Annotated in this window: 17 protein-coding genes and 1 pseudogene; 14 read left to right on the top strand and 4 right to left on the bottom strand. The window is 74.2% G+C overall.

Annotated features, from left to right (window positions below; translation table 11 throughout):
- Positions 1 to 146 (top strand): annotated as a pseudogene (locus CCE02nite_RS07125) (gephyrin-like molybdotransferase Glp); the annotation flags it as partial.
- Between the two features lie 9 nt (positions 147 to 155).
- Here the strand turns inward: CCE02nite_RS07125 and CCE02nite_RS07120 are convergent.
- Positions 156 to 827 carry an AIM24 family protein gene (locus tag CCE02nite_RS07120; protein WP_141388960.1) on the bottom strand — a complete coding sequence of 224 codons (672 nt, stop codon included), beginning with the start codon at positions 825 to 827 and terminating at the stop codon, positions 156 to 158.
- An 89-nt stretch (positions 828 to 916) separates the two neighbouring features.
- On the opposite strand from CCE02nite_RS07120, the gene moaC reads away from it, so the two are divergent.
- From moaC to CCE02nite_RS07100, 4 genes are read left to right on the top strand one after another with little or no spacing between them, the layout of a single operon-like run.
- Complete coding sequence (gene moaC / locus CCE02nite_RS07115; protein WP_141388959.1) at positions 917 to 1,399, top strand: cyclic pyranopterin monophosphate synthase MoaC; 483 nt, start codon at positions 917 to 919, stop codon at positions 1,397 to 1,399.
- Positions 1,396 to 2,061, top strand: a complete 666-nt coding sequence (mobA, locus tag CCE02nite_RS07110) for a molybdenum cofactor guanylyltransferase (protein ID WP_255318694.1) — start codon at positions 1,396 to 1,398, stop codon at positions 2,059 to 2,061. The genes moaC and mobA overlap by 4 nt, the downstream gene beginning before the upstream one ends.
- Positions 2,058 to 2,351 (top strand): DUF6457 domain-containing protein, encoded by a 294-nt coding sequence (locus CCE02nite_RS07105; protein WP_141388958.1) that lies wholly within the window; start codon positions 2,058 to 2,060, stop codon positions 2,349 to 2,351. Before mobA ends, CCE02nite_RS07105 begins: the two co-directional genes overlap by 4 nt.
- Before the next feature lie 3 nt (positions 2,352 to 2,354).
- Positions 2,355 to 2,591, top strand: a complete 237-nt coding sequence (locus CCE02nite_RS07100; RefSeq protein ID WP_141388957.1) for a MoaD/ThiS family protein — start codon at positions 2,355 to 2,357, stop codon at positions 2,589 to 2,591.
- Positions 2,592 to 2,601: 10 nt separating this feature from the next.
- Here the strand turns inward: CCE02nite_RS07100 and CCE02nite_RS07095 are convergent, their stop codons facing one another.
- The gene (locus tag CCE02nite_RS07095) at positions 2,602 to 3,111 is read right to left on the bottom strand and encodes a MogA/MoaB family molybdenum cofactor biosynthesis protein (protein WP_141388956.1); all 510 of its coding nucleotides are present in this window, start codon (positions 3,109 to 3,111) and stop codon (positions 2,602 to 2,604) included.
- A 233-nt stretch (positions 3,112 to 3,344) separates the two neighbouring features.
- Between CCE02nite_RS07095 and CCE02nite_RS07090 the strand changes: the two genes are divergently transcribed.
- The 5 genes from CCE02nite_RS07090 (at position 3,345) to CCE02nite_RS07070 (ending at position 11,506) form a co-directional block, all read left to right on the top strand.
- Positions 3,345 to 7,298, top strand: coding sequence for a nitrate reductase subunit alpha (locus CCE02nite_RS07090; protein ID WP_255318693.1), 3,954 nt, complete (start codon positions 3,345 to 3,347; stop codon positions 7,296 to 7,298).
- 94 nt (positions 7,299 to 7,392) lie between these two features.
- A complete protein-coding gene (narH, locus tag CCE02nite_RS07085) occupies positions 7,393 to 9,246 on the top strand; it encodes a nitrate reductase subunit beta (RefSeq protein ID WP_141388977.1) in 1,854 nt (617 codons plus the stop codon).
- Positions 9,243 to 9,998 (top strand): nitrate reductase molybdenum cofactor assembly chaperone, encoded by a 756-nt coding sequence (gene narJ, locus CCE02nite_RS07080; RefSeq protein ID WP_141388955.1) that lies wholly within the window; start codon positions 9,243 to 9,245, stop codon positions 9,996 to 9,998. Before narH ends, narJ begins: the two co-directional genes overlap by 4 nt.
- The gene (gene narI / locus CCE02nite_RS07075; RefSeq protein ID WP_141388954.1) at positions 9,995 to 10,753 is read left to right on the top strand and encodes a respiratory nitrate reductase subunit gamma; all 759 of its coding nucleotides are present in this window, start codon (positions 9,995 to 9,997) and stop codon (positions 10,751 to 10,753) included. The genes narJ and narI overlap by 4 nt, the downstream gene beginning before the upstream one ends.
- A 186-nt stretch (positions 10,754 to 10,939) precedes the next feature.
- Positions 10,940 to 11,506: a DoxX family membrane protein gene (locus CCE02nite_RS07070; protein ID WP_141388953.1), complete on the top strand. Its 567-nt coding sequence runs from the start codon at positions 10,940 to 10,942 to the stop codon at positions 11,504 to 11,506.
- A 185-nt stretch (positions 11,507 to 11,691) separates the two neighbouring features.
- Here CCE02nite_RS07070 and CCE02nite_RS07065 read toward each other — a convergent pair whose 3' ends face one another.
- A complete protein-coding gene (locus CCE02nite_RS07065) occupies positions 11,692 to 12,180 on the bottom strand; it encodes a GNAT family N-acetyltransferase (RefSeq protein WP_255318692.1) in 489 nt (162 codons plus the stop codon).
- A gap of 473 nt (positions 12,181 to 12,653) precedes the next feature.
- Here CCE02nite_RS07065 and CCE02nite_RS07060 point away from each other — a divergent pair, with 473 nt between their 5' ends.
- Genes CCE02nite_RS07060 through CCE02nite_RS21275 form a run of 3 tightly spaced genes read left to right on the top strand, consistent with a single transcriptional unit; the run spans position 12,654 to position 16,151 of the window.
- Positions 12,654 to 13,058, top strand: a complete 405-nt coding sequence (locus CCE02nite_RS07060; protein ID WP_141388952.1) for a TOBE domain-containing protein — start codon at positions 12,654 to 12,656, stop codon at positions 13,056 to 13,058.
- Entirely contained in the window at positions 13,055 to 13,942 is an 888-nt protein-coding gene (gene modA, locus CCE02nite_RS07055) for a molybdate ABC transporter substrate-binding protein (protein ID WP_255318691.1), read from the top strand. Before CCE02nite_RS07060 ends, modA begins: the two co-directional genes overlap by 4 nt.
- Before the next feature lie 25 nt (positions 13,943 to 13,967).
- The gene (locus tag CCE02nite_RS21275; protein WP_141388951.1) at positions 13,968 to 16,151 is read left to right on the top strand and encodes an ABC transporter permease; all 2,184 of its coding nucleotides are present in this window, start codon (positions 13,968 to 13,970) and stop codon (positions 16,149 to 16,151) included.
- Between the two features lie 31 nt (positions 16,152 to 16,182).
- Here CCE02nite_RS21275 and CCE02nite_RS07045 read toward each other — a convergent pair whose 3' ends face one another.
- Positions 16,183 to 16,881, bottom strand: a complete 699-nt coding sequence (locus tag CCE02nite_RS07045; protein ID WP_141388950.1) for a FadR/GntR family transcriptional regulator — start codon at positions 16,879 to 16,881, stop codon at positions 16,183 to 16,185.
- Positions 16,882 to 17,046: 165 nt separating this feature from the next.
- Between CCE02nite_RS07045 and CCE02nite_RS07040 the strand changes: the two genes are divergently transcribed.
- A complete protein-coding gene (locus tag CCE02nite_RS07040) occupies positions 17,047 to 17,616 on the top strand; it encodes a gluconokinase (RefSeq protein ID WP_218027043.1) in 570 nt (189 codons plus the stop codon).
- Positions 17,617 to 17,653: the final 37 nt, after the last annotated feature.

Below are 17,653 nucleotides of genomic sequence, written 5' to 3'. Positions count from 1 at the left end.
ACCGGGGGTCGGCCCCCGCGGAGGCGCGGGGCTCCGGCTCGCACCGCGTCAGCGCGCTCGCGCACGCCGACGCGCTCGCCGTCGTCGACGCCGACGTCACGGCCGTCGAGCCCGGCGACGCCGTCCGGGTGCTGCTCCTGGACTGACCGCCGGGGTCACTTCTGCGCGGGCGGCGGGTGACCCTCCGAGGCCTGCACGACGACGATCCCCTGCCCCGAGAGCGCGAGCTGGTACGCCTCGCCCGACCCGCGCCCGATCGCCGCGGCGAGCTTCGCCGTCTTGCGGATCGAGGACTGCAGCGACGTCGACCACAGCACGGCGGCCTGCATGTCGACGTACGTCGGGACGTCGACGTCGAGCACGACGGGCGTCCCGAACGCCGTCACGGCGAGCGCGCCGGTCCCGGTGAACGTCGTGTTGAACAGCCCGCCGCTGAGCATCGACGTGCCCTCGACCCGGTTGATGTCCCAGGTCAGCGAGCTCTCGAACGCGAGCACGTTGGCGCCGTTGACGGTCACGCCCTCGTCCTCCAGGTGCAGCACGAACACCTGGTCCGCCTCCTGCGCGAGGAAGACGTCGCCGCTGCCGGACACCTTCATGAGGGACATGCCCTCGCCCGTGAACGCCTTCTTGAACATCTTGCCGAGGCCGCCGCTGCCCTCGTACGCGAAGTCGACGTCGCCCTGGTAGGCGACCATCGACCCCTGCTTGGCGAAGAAGAACCCGCCCGTGCCGCGGAGGTCCACCTTGAGCATGCGGTCGTTCTGGAGCTGGAAGCTGCCGGGCTCGACGGAGCGCTCGGCGTGGTCGAGGAGTGAGCTGCGCATGGACCGATCCTCGCGGCTCGGGCACGGGAGCGCACGCGAGGGTCCTCCGGCCCGTCCGCGCAGCGGGTCGCGCGTGCGAGAGTGGCGCCATGAGCTCCACGCACGACTTCACGCACCTCGACGAGCGCGGCCACGCGCGCATGGTCGACGTCACCGCCAAGCAGCCCACCGTCCGCTCCGCGACCGCGACCGGGGTCGTGCGGTGCTCCCCGGGGACCGTCGCCGCGCTGCGCGACGGGACGGTCCCCAAGGGCGACGTGCTCGCCGTCGCGCGGATCGCGGGCATCGCGGGCGCCAAGCGCACGGCCGAGCTGCTGCCGCTCGCCCACGTCATCGGGGTGCACGGCGCCGTCGTCGACCTCGTCGTGGGCGTCCACGGCGTCGACGTCACCGCGACCGTGCGCACCGCCGACCGCACGGGCGTCGAGATGGAGGCGCTCACCGCCGTCGCCGTCGCGGGCCTCGCGGTCGTCGACATGGTCAAGGGGCTCGACAAGTCCGTCGAGCTCACGGACGTCCGCCTCGTCGCCAAGACCGGCGGCAGGTCCGGCGACTGGCACCGCGAGCCGTGACGGAGCCCCGACCCGCCGACACGGCGTTCACGTTCGACGCCGTCGTGCTGGCCGGGGGCCGGGCGGAGCGGCTGGGGACGCCCAAGCCGGGCGTCGTCGTCGGCGGTCGGCCGCTGCTGGAGCACGCGCTCGCGGCGACCGTCGGCGCGGGGCGGACGGTCGTCGTCGGGCCGGACGAGCTCGCCGATCCCGCGCGCTACACCCTGACGCGCGAGGACCCGCCGTTCGGCGGTCCCGTCGCCGGCATCGCGGCCGGGCTCGGGGCCCTGCCCGGGCCCGACGACGGCGCCGCGGCCTGGGTGCTCGTCCTCGCGTGCGACGTCCCCCGGGCCGCGGAGGCGGTGCCCGCGCTGCTCGCCGCGGCGCGCCGCCGGGCGGACGAGGTGGCGGTGCACGCGGTGCGGGGCGGCCGCGAGCAGTGGCTCGTGGGGCTGTACGAGCGGGCGGCGCTCGCCGACGCGCTCGCGGCGCTCCCCACGGTGCACGGCGCGTCGGTGCGCCGCCTGCTCGCCGGGCTGCCCGCGCTCGCCGTCCCCGACGACGGCGGCGCCACCGACGACGTCGACACGTGGGAGGATGCCCGCGAGCAGGACCGCCGCCTGGGCGCGGGTGCGGTACCGGCGCCCGACGACACCCCGGACGACAGCAGGAGGCCACGATGACGAACCTCGAGCGCTGGGTCGACGCGCTGGCGAGCGACCTCGACCTCGACCCCGAGGTGGTGGACATCGGCGCGCTCCTCGACCTCGCGCGCGACGCCGCTCACGGCATCGAGCGCCCCGCCGCACCGCTCACCACGTTCGTCGCGGGCTACGTCGCCGGCCTGGCCGCGCACGACGGCTCGGGCCGCACCGTCCAGGACGTCCTCGACCGCACCGCCGAGCTCGCGCTCGCGTGGACGCCGGAACCCGAGCTGCCCGGCACCGCGGCGCAGGCTGAGACGCAAGACTGACAGATGGCCACCGTCCGCTACTTCGCCGGGGCGCGCGACGCCGCCGGCACCGAGACCGAGACCGTCGACGCGGGCTCGGTCGGCGAGCTGCACGCGGCGCTCGTCGCGCGCCACGCGGCGCTCGCGGACGTGCTCCCCCGCTGCTCCCTCCTGGTCGGCGGCGTGCGCGCGTCGAGCGACGGCACCCCGGTCGGCCCCGACCAGACGATCGACGTGCTCCCACCCTTCGCGGGCGGCTGACTGCCCCGCGTCAGTGGTCGCCGCCGTCCAGCTGGGCGAGGACGTGCGGGAGGAGCGGTTCGAGGACAGCCCAGCCGTCGCGCACGCCGCCCGTCGACCCGGGCAGGTTCACGACGAGCACCCGGCCCTCCGGGCCTGACGCGATCCCCGCGAGCCCGCGCGACAGCACGGCCGCGGGTACGTGCGCGGCGCCGCGCCGGCGCAGCTCCTCCGCGATGCCCGGGACCTCCTGCACCAGGACCTCGCGCGTCCCCTCGGGCGTGAGGTCGCGCGGCCCGACGCCGGTACCCCCGGTCGTGAGCACGACGCGCGCTCCCCCGGCCGCGGCCCGGGTGACGGCGTCGCGCACGGAGGTTACGCCGTCGGGCACGAGGTCCGTGACGACGGCCCAGCCCGCCGCGCCGAGGAGTCCCGCGAGCAGCGGCCCCGAGCGGTCCTCCGCCTCGCCGCGCGAGCAGCGGTCGGACACGGTGACGACGGCGACGGTCGCGTCCGCGGGCCGTCCGGTGGGTGCGCTCATGGCGCCACCGTAGCGAGCCGCGGGACCGGATCCGTCCGGTCCGCGTGACGGGTTCCCTCGCCGCGCGCGATCCACCCGTTCTGGGCATAGTGGCTGTGGACCGACCCTCGCCGTCCCTGCTCGCCCCAGGAGGCCCGCATGTCGTACGTGTCCGTGCCGTCAGCGTCGCCGGTGCGCGTGCCCTCGCGGGCGCGTCCGGCGCAGCCCTCCACGACAGGCGACGGGAGCAGCGCATGACGACGACGTCCGACGGGCCCGTCGAGGACGCGCTGCTCAGGCTGGGGAAGCACCTCAAGCGCGGGCAGGTGTCGGACGACCTGCGGCAGGTGTTCCTGACCGGCGGACGCCAGGGCGACGTGTTCTACCGCGACCGCTGGTCCCACGACAAGGTCGTACGCTCCACCCACGGCGTGAACTGCACCGGGTCCTGCTCCTGGAAGGTCTACGTCAAGGACGGCATCATCACCTGGGAGACCCAGCAGACCGACTACCCCTCCGTCGGCCCCGACTCCCCCGAGTACGAACCCCGCGGCTGCCCCCGCGGCGCCGCGTTCTCCTGGTACACCTACTCCCCCACCCGCGTGCGCTACCCCTACGTCCGCGGCACCCTGCTCGACCTGTACCGGCGCGCGAAGAGCACGGTCGGGGGCGACCCCGTGCGCGCCTGGGAGATGCTCACCTCCGACCCCGACGCGGCCCGCGCCTACAAGTCCGCGCGCGGCAAGGGCGGCCTCGTGCGCGCCACCTGGGACGAGGCCGCCGAGATCGTCGCCGCCGCCCACGTGCACACCATCAAGACCTACGGCCCCGACCGCGTCGCCGGGTTCTCCCCCATCCCGGCGATGTCGATGGTGTCCCACGGCGTCGGCGCCCGGTTCGTCCAGATGCTCGGCGGCACGATGCTGTCGTTCTACGACTGGTACGCCGACCTGCCGGTCGCCTCGCCCCAGGTGTTCGGCGACCAGACCGACGTCCCCGAGTCCGCCGACTGGTGGAACTCCACCTACTGCATCATGTGGGGCTCCAACGTCCCCGTCACCCGCACCCCCGACGCCCACTTCATGACCGAGGCCCGCTACCGCGGCCAGAAGGTCGTCGTCGTCTCCCCCGACTACGCCGACAACACCAAGTTCGCCGACGAGTGGCTCGCCCCCCACCCCGGCACCGACGGCGCCCTCGCCCAGGCCATGGGCCACGTCATCCTCACCGAGCACTACGCGCAGCGCCGCACCCCGCAGTTCGCGGAGTACGCGGCGCGCTTCACCGACCTCCCCCACCTCGTCGTCCTCGACGAGCACGGCGGCGGGGACGTGGACCTCGACGACCGGCCCGGCGTCACGTTCGTCCCGGGGAAGTTCCTCACCGCGGCGGACCTGCCCGACGGCGTCGGGCGACTCGGCGACGACGACGCCTCGTCCTCGAACGCCCGGTTCAAGACGGTCGTGCTCGACGCCGACGGCACGCCGCGCGTCCCGGGCGGCAGCCTCGGCCACCGCTACGGCGAGGCCGACGCAGGCCGGTGGAACCTCGACCTCGGCGACATCGACCCCCTGCTCTCGGTCGCCGACCCGCACGGCGTCTTCTGGGGCGCCCCGCAGGCCGCCCCCACGCGCGACACCGTCCCCGAGCGCCCGACGTCGGCCGACCACGGTTCTGCCCCGGCAGGCCAGGGTTACCCCTCGCGGCACCAGGGCTCTGCCTCGGCAGGCGTCACCTATGAGACCGTCGCCGTCGCGCTGCCGCGGTTCGACCTCGACCCGGCGCCGGGCGACGACGCGGGCGCGCACCTCGGTGGTGCGGGCGTCGTCGTGCGCGGGGTCCCGGCCCGGCGCGTCGGCGGACGGCTCGTCACGACGGTGCTGGACCTGCTGCTCGCGCAGTACGGCGTGAACCGGCCGGAGCTGGGGCTGCCCGGCGAGTGGCCCGCGGGCTACGACGACGACGCGACACCCGCCACCCCGGCGTGGCAGGAGCGCTTCACGGGGGTGCCCGCCGCGGCGGCCGAGCGCATCGGGCGGGAGTTCGCCCAGAACGCCCTCGACTCGGGTGGCCGCTCGATGATCATCATGGGCGCGGGGACCAACCACTGGTTCCACTCGGACACGATCTACCGCGCGATGCTCGCGCTCACGACGCTCACCGGCTGCCAGGGCGTGAACGGCGGGGGGTGGGCGCACTACGTGGGGCAGGAGAAGTGCCGACCCGTCACGGGCTGGGCGCAGTACGCGGGCGGCCTGGACTGGTCGCGCCCGCCGCGGCAGATGATCGGGACCGCATTCTGGTACCTCGCGACGGACCAGTGGCGCTACGACGGGCTGCCCGCGGACGCGCTCGCGTCGCCGCTCGCGCAGGGGCAGTTCTCGGGTCGCACGACGGCGGACACGCTCGTCGAGTCGGCGCAGCGCGGCTGGATGCCGAGCTTCCCCACGTTCGACCGCAACCCGCTCGACCTGGTGGACGAGGCGCGCGCGGCGGGCAAGGAGCCCGCGCAGCACGTGGTCGACGAGCTCAAGGCCGGGACCCTGCGGTTCGCGTGCGAGGACCCGGACGACCCGGCGAACTTCCCGCGCGTCGTGACGGTGTGGCGCGCGAACATCCTCGGGTCGTCGGGCAAGGGCAACGAGTACTTCCTCAAGCACCTGCTGGGGACCGACGCCGCGGTCAACGCCACGGAGTCGAGCCCCGAGCGCCGCCCGCGGTCGATGACCTGGCGGGACGAGGCGCCGCAGGGCAAGCTCGACCTGCTCGTGACGCTCGACTTCCGCATGACGTCGACGACGCTCTTCTCCGACGTCGTGCTGCCGGCCGCGACCTGGTACGAGAAGCACGACCTGTCGTCCACGGACATGCACCCGTTCGTGCACTCGTTCAACCCGGCGATCAACCCACCGTGGCAGACGCGCACGGACTTCGACATCTTCCACACGCTCGCGGGGAAGGTGTCCGAGCTCGCGGTGACGCACCTCGGGGTCCGCGAGGACCTCGTCGCGGCGCCCCTCGCGCACGACACCCCGGACGAGATGGCGGTCCCGCACGGCACGCTTCCCGACTCGGGGCTCCCGGTGACGGAGCGCGAGCTCGTGCCGGGCGTGACGATGCCGAAGCTCGTGGTCGTCGAGCGCGACTACCCCGCGTTCGCCGCGCGCATGGCCTCGCTCGGCCCGCTCACCGAGAAGGCGGGCATGGTCACCAAGGGCGTGCACTTCTCGCCCGCGCCCGAGGTCGCCGACCTCGGACGTCGCAACGGGCTCGTCCAGGACGGTCCGGCGGCGGGGCGCCCGCGCCTGGACCGGGACACGCACGCGTGCGAGATGATCCTCGCGCTCTCGGGGACGACGAACGGGCGGCTCGCGGTGCAGGGGTTCGAGCACGTCGAGCAGCGCACGGGCACCCGGCTCGCGGACCTGGCGCTCGACGAGCAGGGCAAGCGCGTGACGTTCCCGGACGTGCAGTCGCGGCCGACGCCGGTCATCACGTCTCCCGAGTGGTCCGGCTCCGAGCACGGCGGTCGCCGGTACTCGGCGTTCGTCGTCAACGTGGAGCGGCTCAAGCCGTGGCACACGCTGACCGGTCGCCAGCACTTCTACCTCGACCACGACTGGATGATCGAGCTCGGCGAGCACATGCCGATCTTCCGGCCACCGCTGGACATGCACCGCCTGTTCGGCGACTCGCCGGTCGTGGGCGACACGTCGCCGTCGGGCTACCCCGCCTCCGGTGGTCACGCCGAGGTCGCGGTTCGGTACCTGACGCCGCACAACAAGTGGTCGATCCACTCCGAGTACCAGGACAACCTCTTCATGCTGTCGCTCTCGAGGGGCGGTCCGAACGTCTGGATGTCGCCCGCCGACGCCGCGAAGATCGGGGTCGCCGACAACGAGTGGATCGAGGCGTACAACCGCAACGGCGTGGTCGTGGCGAGGGCGGTGGTCAGCCACCGGATGCCGGAGGGCACCGTCTACATGCACCACGCGACGGACCGCACGATCGACGTCCCGCTCGCCGAGACGTCCGGGCTGCGCGGCGGCATCCACAACTCGCTCACGCGCATCCTCCTCAAGCCGACGCATCTCGCGGGCGGCTACGCCCAGCTCTCCTACGCGTTCAACTACCTGGGGCCCACGGGGAACCAGCGCGACGAGATGACCGTCATCCGCCGACGCAGCCAGGAGGTGCGGTACTCGTGACACTCGTGACACTCGTGACACTCGTGACCAGGTGCGGAACAGCGCGAGGCCCCGCCGCGAGCAGGGTGTCGTCGGCGCGGGAGGGGGTGGCGTCGTGCGGGTGATGGCGCAGATGTCGATGGTGATGAACCTGGACAAGTGCATCGGGTGTCACACGTGCTCGGTCACGTGCAAGCAGGCCTGGACCAACCGCACCGGGGTCGAGTACGTGTGGTTCAACAACGTCGAGACCCGCCCCGGACTGGGCTACCCCCGCACCTACCAGGACCAGGACCGCTGGCAGGGCGGGTGGGTGCGGACCAAGAAGGGCAAGCTCAAGCTCCGCGCCGGGGGGCGGCTGAAGAAGCTCGCCACGATCTTCTCCAACCCCGTGCTGCCCTCCATCCACGACTACTACGAACCGTGGACGTATGAGTACGACATGCTGCTCTCGGCCCCTCAGGGCGCCCACACCCCGGTCGCGCGGCCCAAGTCCCTGCTGACGGGCAAGGACATGAACATCTCCTGGTCGGCGAACTGGGACGACGACCTCGCCGGCTCCACCGCCACCATGGCCGACGACCCGATCCTGGCGCACATGTCCGAGCACGTCGCGACCGAGCTCGACAAGACGTTCATGTTCTACCTGCCCCGCATCTGCGAGCACTGCCTCAACCCCGCCTGCGTCGCGTCCTGCCCCTCCGGAGCCATGTACAAACGGGCCGAGGACGGCATCGTGCTCGTCGACCAGGACCAGTGCCGGGGTTGGCGCATGTGCGTCACCGGCTGCCCCTACAAGAAGGTCTACTTCAACCACAAGACCGGCAAGGCCGAGAAGTGCACCCTGTGCTACCCCCGCATCGAGGTCGGCCTGCCCACCGTGTGCTCCGAGACCTGCGTCGGGCGCCTGCGCTACCTCGGCCTGGTCCTGTACGACGCCGACAAGGTCACCCAGGCCGCGTCGGTGGAGGACGAGCACGAGCTCCTGGCCTCCCAGCGCGCCGTCTTCCTCGACCCGAACGACCCCCAGGTCATCGCCGCCGCACGACAAGAGGGCATCCCCGAGGACTGGATCACCGCCGCCCAACGCTCCCCGATCTGGGACCTCATCAGCAGGTACGAGGTCGCCCTCCCTCTGCACCCCGAGTACCGCACCCTGCCCATGGTCTGGTACATCCCACCCCTGTCCCCCGTCGTGGACGTCGTGGCCGCCTCCGGCAACGACGGCGAGGACGGACGCACCCTGTTCGCCGCCATCTCCAAGATGCGCATCCCGCTGGAATACCTCGCGGGGCTGTTCACCGCCGGCGACACCGCCCCCGTCGAGAAGGTCCTACGCCGCCTGGCCGCCATGCGCTCCTACATGCGCGACATCAACCTCGGCCGAGACCCCGACGAACAGACCGCGGCCGCGGTCGGCATGACCGGCACCCAGGTCCAGGAGATGTACCGCCTCCTGGCCATCGCGAAGTACGAGGACCGGTACGTCATCCCCACCGCCCACACCGAGATCGCCCGCGAGCTCGACGAGCTGTCCTGCTCCCTCGACTACGACGGCGGCCCCGGCATGGGCGGCATGGGCCTGACCGGCGGCGGGCCGTTCGGCGAGACGTCGGGGAGCCCGGTGCCCGTCGCGGTCGAGAACTTCCACGTCCTCCAGGCCCGCCAGACGGCGGACTCCCCGTACGGGCCCTCGACACCGGGGCGCGTGAACCTCCTCAACTGGGACGGCAACGGCCGCCCACCCGGGCTCTTCCCGCCGGGCGAGGGGCCGGAACCCGGCGACGTGTCCGGCGCACCGGGCGGCGTCGCACCCGGGGGCCCCGGCTCGTTGCCCGGGGGTCGGCAGGACGCGCGCCACGACACGATCCCCGGCCCGTCGGCGGCCGGTGGGTCGGCGAACGGACCGGCGACCGGACCGGCGCCCGGGAGCGGTCCCGGCGTCGAGCCCGACGGGGGCACCCGATGAGGACGCGATCGCTGCTCCCGACCCCCGCGCTGCGGCCCGGGGCGCGACCGCGCGGGCCGCAGCCCGAGCACCTGGCCCCGGTCGCGGCGTCGGGCACCCAGCGCCGCACGACCCACATGGCCGCGTCCGTGCTGCTCGCCTACCCCGACGCGGACGTGCTCGACGCGACCGTCGCCGTCCGGGCATCGACGCCGGGGCTGCCCGCACCCGTCCGCGAGCGCCTCGACGCGTTCTGCGACGTGCTGGCGGCGTCCGCGGACGCCCAGGGCCTGCGCGAGCTCCAGGCCCGCTACGTCGCGACGTTCGACCTCAAGCGCAAGTGCTCGATGTACCTGTCGTACTACGCCGCGGGCGACACGCGACGGCGCGGGACGGCGCTCGTGGCGTTCGTCGAGGCGTACCGGGCCGCGGGCTGGGAGGTCACGGGCTCGGAGCTGCCCGACTACCTGCCCACCGTGCTCGAGTTCTCGGCGCGCACCGAGGGCGACGACGCGACGATCGCGGCGGGCCTGCTCGCCTCGCACCGCGACGGGATCGAGGTGCTGCGGACCGCGCTCGAGAGCATGGCGAGCCCGTGGACGGGCCTCGTCGAGGCGGTGTGCCTCACGCTGCCGCCGCTCGACGAGCGCACACAGCAGCGGTACGTCGAGCTCGTGACGGCGGGGCCCCCCGCCGAGCTCGTGGGGATGGAGCCGTTCGCGCTGGAGCCGTACGGCACCGGGGCCGACCGAACCGGAGGTGCGGTGCGATGAGCGGGGTGAGCACGGGCGAGATCCTGCTGTGGGTCGTGTTCCCGTACGTGACGTTCGCGGTGTTCGTCGTGGGGTCGATCTGGCGGTACCGGTACGACAAGTTCGGCTGGACCACGCGGTCGAGCGAGCTCTACGAGAAGCGGCTGCTGCGGCTCGGCTCGCCGCTGTTCCACTTCGGTCTGCTGTTCGTGATCCTCGGGCACCTCATGGGGCTCGTCATCCCCAAGTCGTGGACGGAGGCGGTGGGCATCAAGGAGGTCGCCTACCACTTCGTCGCCACGTACATGGGGTCGATCGCGGCGGTCGCGCTCGTGGCCGGGCTGCTCATCCTCATCTACCGACGCCGCACCACGGGTCCCGTCTTCCGCGCGACGACGCGCATGGACAAGACCATGTACGTGTTCCTCGCGGCGTCGATCCTGCTCGGGTCGTGGGCGACCGTGCAGACGCAGCTCCTCGCCGGCGGCCACGGGTACGACTACCGGGAGACGATCTCCCCCTGGTTCCGCTCGCTCTGGTACCTCCAGCCGCAGCCTGCGCTCATGGAGGGCGTGCCCGCGGCGTTCCAGCTCCACATCGTCGCCGCCAACCTGCTGTTCATCCTCTGGCCGTTCACGCGGCTCGTGCACGCGTTCTCCGCCCCGGCGCCCTACCTGTTCCGCCCGTACGTCGTGTACCGGTCGCGCGAGGCGTCGGTCGCCGCGCGCGCCCCGCGGCCCGGCTGGGACCCCTCGGAGCGCCCGCGCGGGCGATGATCCCGGGCGGCCCCAGCGCGTCCGCGGAGTACCAGGTCAGCGGCCGGAAATCACCCTGGCGCCCCCAGCACGCACGGGGCGCCACCGGGTGAAATGGGCGCCGCGGCGACCACGGAACGCCCCGACACCCCCTCCTTCCAGGGGCGGTCACCCCGACCGTGACCGTCACCCGGAAGAGGTTCGAGCATGTCCACCACCGCCCCGACGACCGTCGGCCGTCCCCGCGCCGTCCGCCCGTCCGCGTCGTCGACCACGCCCCCTGCCCCGCGCCGCGTCGCCGTCCTGACCGAGCGCCTGACCGGTCGCGTCGACACGGCCGTCGCCGCCACCGCGCGGTTCCTCACCCGCTGGTCCGTCCCCGCGCTGCGCGTCGCCCTCGGCCTCGTGTTCCTCGGGTTCGGCGTCCTCAAGTTCTTCCCCGGCGCGAGCCCGGCGGAGTCGATCGCGGCACGGACCGTCGAGACGCTCACGCTCGGTCTCGTCGGTGGGACCGCGGCCGTGATCTTCACCGCCGTCCTGGAGACGTTCATCGGGCTGACCCTCCTCACCGGCCGCCTCCTGCGGGTCGGGCTGCTCGCCCTCGCCGTCGCGATGGCCGGCATCCTGTCGCCGATCGTCCTGTTCGCCGACGAGCTCTTCGGCCACGGCATGACCCTCCTGGGCCAGTACGTGCTCAAGGACGTCGTCCTCGTCGCCGGAGCAGCCGTCGTCGCCGCCGTCGCCCTCGGGGCTCGCCTGAAGCTCGACGCATGACACCTCGGCGCTCCCACGCCTTCCCTGACCCGACGCACAGGACCCCGTGACCGGTACCGGTCACGGGGTCCTGTCTGTCGGGGGCGGCGACCGCGCCGTCGTGAGGTAGAGCCCCCGGTCGCGACGTCGATCGCGGCGAGCTCTCTCTCACGACCGGAGGTCTCCCTCGGCGCGAGGCGGCTGCGTCAGGCGAGCGCGAGCGTCAGGTACGTGCTGTTCGGGTCGTCCGTGTAGTCGGCGAACGGGGCGCACGGCACGAACCCGTGGCGCGCGTAGAGCCGACGCGCGGGCGCGAAGTAGTCCTCCGTACCCGTCTCCAGGCTCACGCGGTCGAGGCCGCGGTCGCGCGCGACGTCGAGCAGGTGCGCGAGGACCGTGGCGGCGACACCCCGGCCCCGCGCCGCCGCCGTCGTGCGCATGGACTTGAGCTCGCCCAGCGTCACGTCGTGCTGCTTGAGCGCGCCGCACCCCAGGAGGCCGTCGTCCGCGCCACGCGCGGTCACGAACGTGATGTCGGGCGCGCGCAGCCGCTCGACGTCGAGCGCGTGCACGCTCTCGGCCGGCGACGTCGCGTACATGTCGTCCAGGTGCTCCTGCAGCAGCGCCAGCACGTCCCCGGCCGCCGGGTCCTCGACGGCGACGCGCACGTCGTCCCGGGTCGTCGTCTCGATCACGCCCCGAGCGTGCCATACCACCGAGCGCTGCGTCCGTGATCGAGCGCTGCGTCCGTGGTCGAGCGCTGCGTCCGTGGTCGAGCGCTGCGTCCGTGGTCGAGCGCTGCGTCCGTGGTCGAGCGCTGCGTCCGTGGACGCATCGCTCACGCCGTGACGCAGCCGTCGCCCTGGCCGGTCGGCCGGAGCACGCGAGGTCAGGAGTCGAGGGACGCGAGGGCCTCGTCGACCGCGGCCAGGGCGAGAACGGCGCGAGCCCGGCGGCGGCGCGCGGAGGCGGAGGACGGACGACCACGTCGTCGGGAGGCCATGCGTCACCCTGGCGAGTCCCGTCCCTCGTCGACAGGGCGATCCCCTCGTCGGTGGGTCGCTGCCGTCACGGAGCAGGGCGCGAGGGGACTGCGCGCGACCTCCGCTCGGGTCTGTCACGGCCAAGCGGCATGACAGTCCGCAGCTGCGCGTCTATCCTCCATTTTATGCCGCACTTTCGGATCCGTGAGGCCGCGGGCCTGCTCGGGGTGAGCGATGACACCGTCCGCCGCTGGGTCGACGCCGGCGACCTCGCCGCGAGCGTCGACGATGCCGGGCGCAAGGTCGTGGACGGCGCGGAGCTGGCGCGCTTCGCCGTCGCGCAGTCGCACCCGACGCCCGACCCCTCGGGCGTCGCGCGCTCGGCGCGCAACCGGTTCGTGGGGATCGTGACGGACGTCGTGAGCGACACGGTCATGTCCCAGGTCGAGATGCTCTGCGGCGGCCAGCGCGTGGTCTCGCTCATGAGCACCGAGGCCGTGCGCGAGCTGCGCCTCGAGCCCGGAAGCCTGGCCGTCGCGGTCGTCAAGGCGACGACCGTCATCGTCGAGACCCCGGGAGGAACCGCGTGAGCGCGTCCGCACGCACCCGCACGAGCACCCGCACGACTGCCTCGCGCCGCCCGGCCCGAGGCGCCCTCGCGGCGTTCGGGGCAGTGACGCTCGTCGCCGCGCTCGCCGCGTGCGGCGCGGGCGCGGGAGACGGCGCCTCGCCGTCGGACGATGCTCCGGACGCCGCGGGCGCCCCGGTCGAGGAGCGCACGCTCACGGTCCTCGCCGCGGCGTCGCTGCGCGACGTGTTCACGGACCTCGCGGCCGACTTCGAGGCCGAGCGCGACGGCGTCACCGTGGCGCTGTCGTTCGCCGGGTCCGCCGACCTGGGCGACCAGATCCTCGCCGGGGCACCGGCCGACGTCTTCGCGTCGGCGGACGAGCGGAACATGACCCGGGTCGTCGACGCGGGAGACGCGTCCGACCCCGTCACGTTCGCGACGAACTCCCTGACGATCGTCACCCCGCCCGGCAACCCCGCCGGCGTCGAGACGTTCGCCGACCTCGCGCGCGACGACGTCAAGGTGGTGGTGTGCGCTCCGGAGGTCCCGTGCGGCGGTGCGACGGACACGGTCGCCGAGGCCGCGGGCGTCACCGTCCACCGCGTGAGCGAGGAGGCGAACGTCACGGACGTGCTCGCCAAGGTGACGTCGGGCGAGGCCGACGCCGGTCTCGTGTACGTCACGGACGCGACCCTCGCGGGCGACGCCGTCGACGTGGTCGACGTGCCCGAGACCGACGCCGCGCTCAACGTCTACCCGATCGCGCTCGTCGCGGCCGCCGAGGGGTCGGGCCCGGAGCAGGCCGCGCTCGCGCAGGCCTGGGTCGACCTCGTGACCGGCGACGCCGGGCAGGCCGCGCTCGCGGCAGCGGGCTTCGGCGCCCCCGACGCGGCGACGCCGTGACGTCCGCACCGGCCCGCAGGTCCTGATGCGCGGGCTCCCCCGCTGGGTCCTCGTCCCGGCGCTGCTCGGCGCGCTGTTCGTCGTCGTCCCCGTGGCGGCGATGGTCGCGCGCGTCGAGCTGGCGCCGGGTCCGGACGGGACCGGCGGCTTCTGGGCGCTGGTGACGTCCCCCGCGGCGGTCGACGCGCTCGGGCTGTCCCTGCGCACCGCGCTCGTCGCGACGCTGTGCTGCGTGCTGCTCGGCACGCCCATGGCGCTCGTCCTCGCGCGCACCACGTTCCCCGGGCAGCGCGTCGCGCGCGCCCTCGTGCTGCTGCCGCTCGTCCTGCCGCCCGTGGTCGGCGGCATCGCGCTGCTCCACACGTTCGGGCGCCGCGGGCTGATCGGCCAGCACCTCGAGGTGCTGGGGATCGAGATCGCGTTCACCACGACGGCGGTCGTCCTGGCCCAGACGTTCGTGGCGCTGCCGTTCCTCGTCCTGAGCCTCGAGGGCGCGCTGCGCACGCAGGACACGCGCCTCGAGGACGTCGCCGCGACGCTCGGCGCCGGGCCGACCACGGTGCTGCGCCGCGTCACGCTCCCCCGCGTCCTGCCGGGGCTGCTGTCGGGCGCGGTGCTCGCGTTCGCGCGGGCGCTCGGCGAGTTCGGCGCGACCATCACCTTCGCGGGCGCGCTCCAGGGCGTCACGCAGACCCTGCCGCTCGAGATCTACCTCCAGCGCAGCGCCGACCCGGACGCCGCCGTCGCGCTGTCGTTCGTGCTCGTCGTGGTCGCGGTGCTCATCACCGCGGCCGTGCACGGCCCGCGCGTGCTCGGCGGCCCGGACGCCCGGACCGGCCCGCGGCGAGGGGCCCGGGGCGTCCGCGCGGCGGGCACCCTGCCCGACGGCGGCCAGGCCGTCCGGGAGGACGTCTCGCCCCGGAGTGCTCCGGTACCCGGCGCGGCGCCTGCCCCGCGCGGCGAAGCCCCCGCGGCGCTCGCCGTGCGCGCCGTCGTGCCGGAGCGCGGACTCGACGTCGACCTCACCCTCACGCCGGGCGAGGTCGTCGCGGTGCTCGGCGCGAACGGCGCGGGCAAGTCGACGCTCGTGCAGGTCGTCGCGGGCCTCCTCCCGCCCGGCGACGCGCACGACGCCCGGGTCGCCGTCGGGGACGACGACGTCACGCGGGTCGCGCCGCGACGCCGCCGGCTCGCGTGGCTGAGCCAGCGGCCGCTGCTGTTCGAGAACCTGTCGGTCGAGGACAACGTCGCGTTCGGCCTCCGGGCGCGGGGCGTGCCGCGCGCCCGCGCCCGGCGCGAGGCCTGGGCCGCGCTCGGGCGCGTCGGCGCCGCCGACCTCGCGACCCGGCGCTCGACCGACCTCTCCGGCGGGCAGGCGCAGCGCGTCGCGATCGCCCGGGCGCTCGTCACCGGCCCCCGCGTGCTCCTGCTCGACGAGCCGCTCGCCTCGCTCGACGTCAGCGTGGCGCAGCACGTGCGGTCGGTGCTGCACCACGCGCAGCGCGAGCACCCCCGGACGACGCTCCTCGTGACCCACGACCTGCTCGACGTGCTGCTGCTGGCGGACCGCGTCGTCGTGCTGGACGCGGGTCGCGTCGTCGAGGACGGGCCCGTGGACCAGGTGCTCACCCGACCCCGGTCCCGGTTCGCGGCCCGGCTCGCGGGCGTCAACCTGCTCGCGGGGAGCGTCGTGCACGTCGCCGTGCCGGAGCCCGGCACGGTGGGGGGCCTCGGGACGGAGCCGGGCGGGCCGGGCTCCGGCGGGGCGGACGCTGCTCTGGTCCCGACCGAGGCGGGGCCGGACGAGGAGGCTCCCGCACGCGAGGCGACGCTCACCGTCGACGACACGGAGGTCCGGGTGCGCGGGACGACGGGCGAGCGGCTCGCCGTCGGGGACGGGGCCGTCGCGGTGTTCGAGCCGCGCACGGTCGCGGTCCACCGGGCGACGCCGGAGGGCAGCCCCCGCAACGCGTACCGGGTCGTCGTGACGAGCGTCGAGCCGCACGGGCCGCTCCTGCGCGTGTGGGGCCGCGTGGCCGGCGAGAGCCCGGGCGACCTGGCCGCGGGGGCTGCGACCGCCGTCGGGCACGACGCCCCGCACCTCGCCGCGGACCTCACGCCGCGCGCCGTCGCCGAGCTGCGCCTGACCCCGGGCGAGCGGGTCTGGTTCGTGGTCAAGGCGGCCGAGGTCCGCGTCCACCCCCGCTGAGTCCCCGTCGAGGAACGGGCGCGCGGGCAGACTAGGGGCGGTCGACCCCGCCGAGCGCGGCGCGGACCTCGCCGACGATCGCCGCCATCGCCGCCTCGGCGGCGCGCGCGTCGCCGTCCGCGACGGCGCGCGCGACGGCCTCGTGCTGGTCCAGCGCCTCGGGGACCGGGGACGCAGGCATGAGGCCGAGGTGCGTGCGTCCGCTGAGCACCGCGGCGACGACGCCGGCGAGCGCGCCGAACATCTCGTTGCCGCTCGCGCGGAGCAGGAGCTCGTGGAAGCGCACGTCGAGCGCGAGGAACTCCTCGAGGTCGCCCGCCTCGCCGAGCATCCGCATGCGCGTGGCCGCCGCGACGAGCTCGGCGCGCTCGTCGTCGGTCGCGTGCACCGCCGCTCCCGCGGCGGCGAGCGGCTCGACGGCGTGCCGCAGCTCGGTGAGCGTGCGGAGCTGCGGGTCACGACCCGGGCCCTCGAGGCGCCACCGGATGACGCGCGGGTCGAGGACGTTCCACTCCTCGATGCCGAGCACCACGAGCCCGACGCGCCGCCTGGACCGCACGAGGCCGAGCCCCTCGAGGAGCCGCATGACCTCGCGCGCGACGGTGCGCGAGACGCCGAACTCCGACCCGATCGACTCGAGCGTGAGCGGCGTGCCCGCCGGGACGTCGCCGCTGGTGATGCGACGACCCAGGGAGTCGAGCACGGTGGTGTGCAGGACCGTCGTCGCCATGCCTCGCAGCCTAGTGGCGACGAATGGTGCTATCAATCACTTGCCAAAGGTGCTACCAATAGCCCACAGTGGAGGCCAGCGGCGACCACGACGGTCGCCGCCCGGGGAGCGGCCGGCACGGGGCCGACCCACCCCGGACGCCCCGCCCGACACGGAAGTCGACACATGGACACGGACGTCAGCACCACCGACCGGCCCGACGATGCCGGACACCTGCCCCAGCACCTCGTCGTGATGGGCGTCGCCGGCTCGGGCAAGACCACCGTCGCGACGCTGCTCGCGCAGCACCTCGGCACCGAGTACGCCGAGGCCGACCAGTTCCACCCCGAGGCCAACATCGCCAAGATGAGCGCCGGGACGCCGCTCACCGACGAGGACCGCTGGCCGTGGCTCGAGGCGATCCGCGACTGGCTGAGCGGCGAGGCGGAGGCCGGACGCTCCGGCGTCGTGACCTGCTCCGCGCTCAAGCGCTCCTACCGCGACCTGCTGCGCACCGCGCGCGGACGCGTGTGCTTCGTCCACCTCGACGGCAGCCCCGAGCTCCTGGCCGAGCGCATGGCGCACCGCAGCGGGCACTTCATGCCCACCTCGCTCCTGCCCTCGCAGCTCGCGACGCTCGAGCCCCTGGACGACGACGAGCCCGGCTTCACGCTCGACGTCGCCTCCACGCCCGAGCAGATCGTGGACGAGATCCTCACGCGCACGCGGCTGAGCAGCGCGCCCGGCGCCCGCTGAACGCGCCCCGACCCGAACACCGACCACGACCGTCGAC

Origin of the sequence: Cellulosimicrobium cellulans (assembly GCF_006539945.1) — a bacterium.
GTDB lineage: Bacteria > Actinomycetota > Actinomycetes > Actinomycetales > Cellulomonadaceae > Cellulosimicrobium > Cellulosimicrobium cellulans.
This window is presented reverse-complemented; position numbering and strand designations above follow the sequence as displayed.

Bases quoted from the DNA above. Each gene is read 5' to 3' on its own strand.
- CCE02nite_RS07090 (WP_255318693.1), top strand. From the start codon at position 3,345: ATGACGACGACGTCCGACGGGCCCGTCGAGGACGCGCTGCTCAGGCTG.
- CCE02nite_RS07105 (WP_141388958.1), top strand. From the start codon at position 2,058: ATGACGAACCTCGAGCGCTGGGTCGACGCGCTGGCGAGCGACCTCGAC.
- CCE02nite_RS07045 (WP_141388950.1), bottom strand. From the start codon at position 16,881: ATGGCGACGACGGTCCTGCACACCACCGTGCTCGACTCCCTGGGTCGT.
- CCE02nite_RS07095 (WP_141388956.1), bottom strand. From the start codon at position 3,111: ATGAGCGCACCCACCGGACGGCCCGCGGACGCGACCGTCGCCGTCGTC.
- CCE02nite_RS07120 (WP_141388960.1), bottom strand. From the start codon at position 827: ATGCGCAGCTCACTCCTCGACCACGCCGAGCGCTCCGTCGAGCCCGGC.
- narJ (WP_141388955.1), top strand. From the start codon at position 9,243: ATGAGGACGCGATCGCTGCTCCCGACCCCCGCGCTGCGGCCCGGGGCG.
- CCE02nite_RS21275 (WP_141388951.1), top strand. From the start codon at position 13,968: ATGCGCGGGCTCCCCCGCTGGGTCCTCGTCCCGGCGCTGCTCGGCGCG.
- moaC (WP_141388959.1), top strand. From the start codon at position 917: ATGAGCTCCACGCACGACTTCACGCACCTCGACGAGCGCGGCCACGCG.
- CCE02nite_RS07070 (WP_141388953.1), top strand. From the start codon at position 10,940: ATGTCCACCACCGCCCCGACGACCGTCGGCCGTCCCCGCGCCGTCCGC.
- narI (WP_141388954.1), top strand. From the start codon at position 9,995: ATGAGCGGGGTGAGCACGGGCGAGATCCTGCTGTGGGTCGTGTTCCCG.
- CCE02nite_RS07100 (WP_141388957.1), top strand. From the start codon at position 2,355: ATGGCCACCGTCCGCTACTTCGCCGGGGCGCGCGACGCCGCCGGCACC.
- CCE02nite_RS07060 (WP_141388952.1), top strand. From the start codon at position 12,654: ATGCCGCACTTTCGGATCCGTGAGGCCGCGGGCCTGCTCGGGGTGAGC.
- CCE02nite_RS07040 (WP_218027043.1), top strand. From the start codon at position 17,047: ATGGACACGGACGTCAGCACCACCGACCGGCCCGACGATGCCGGACAC.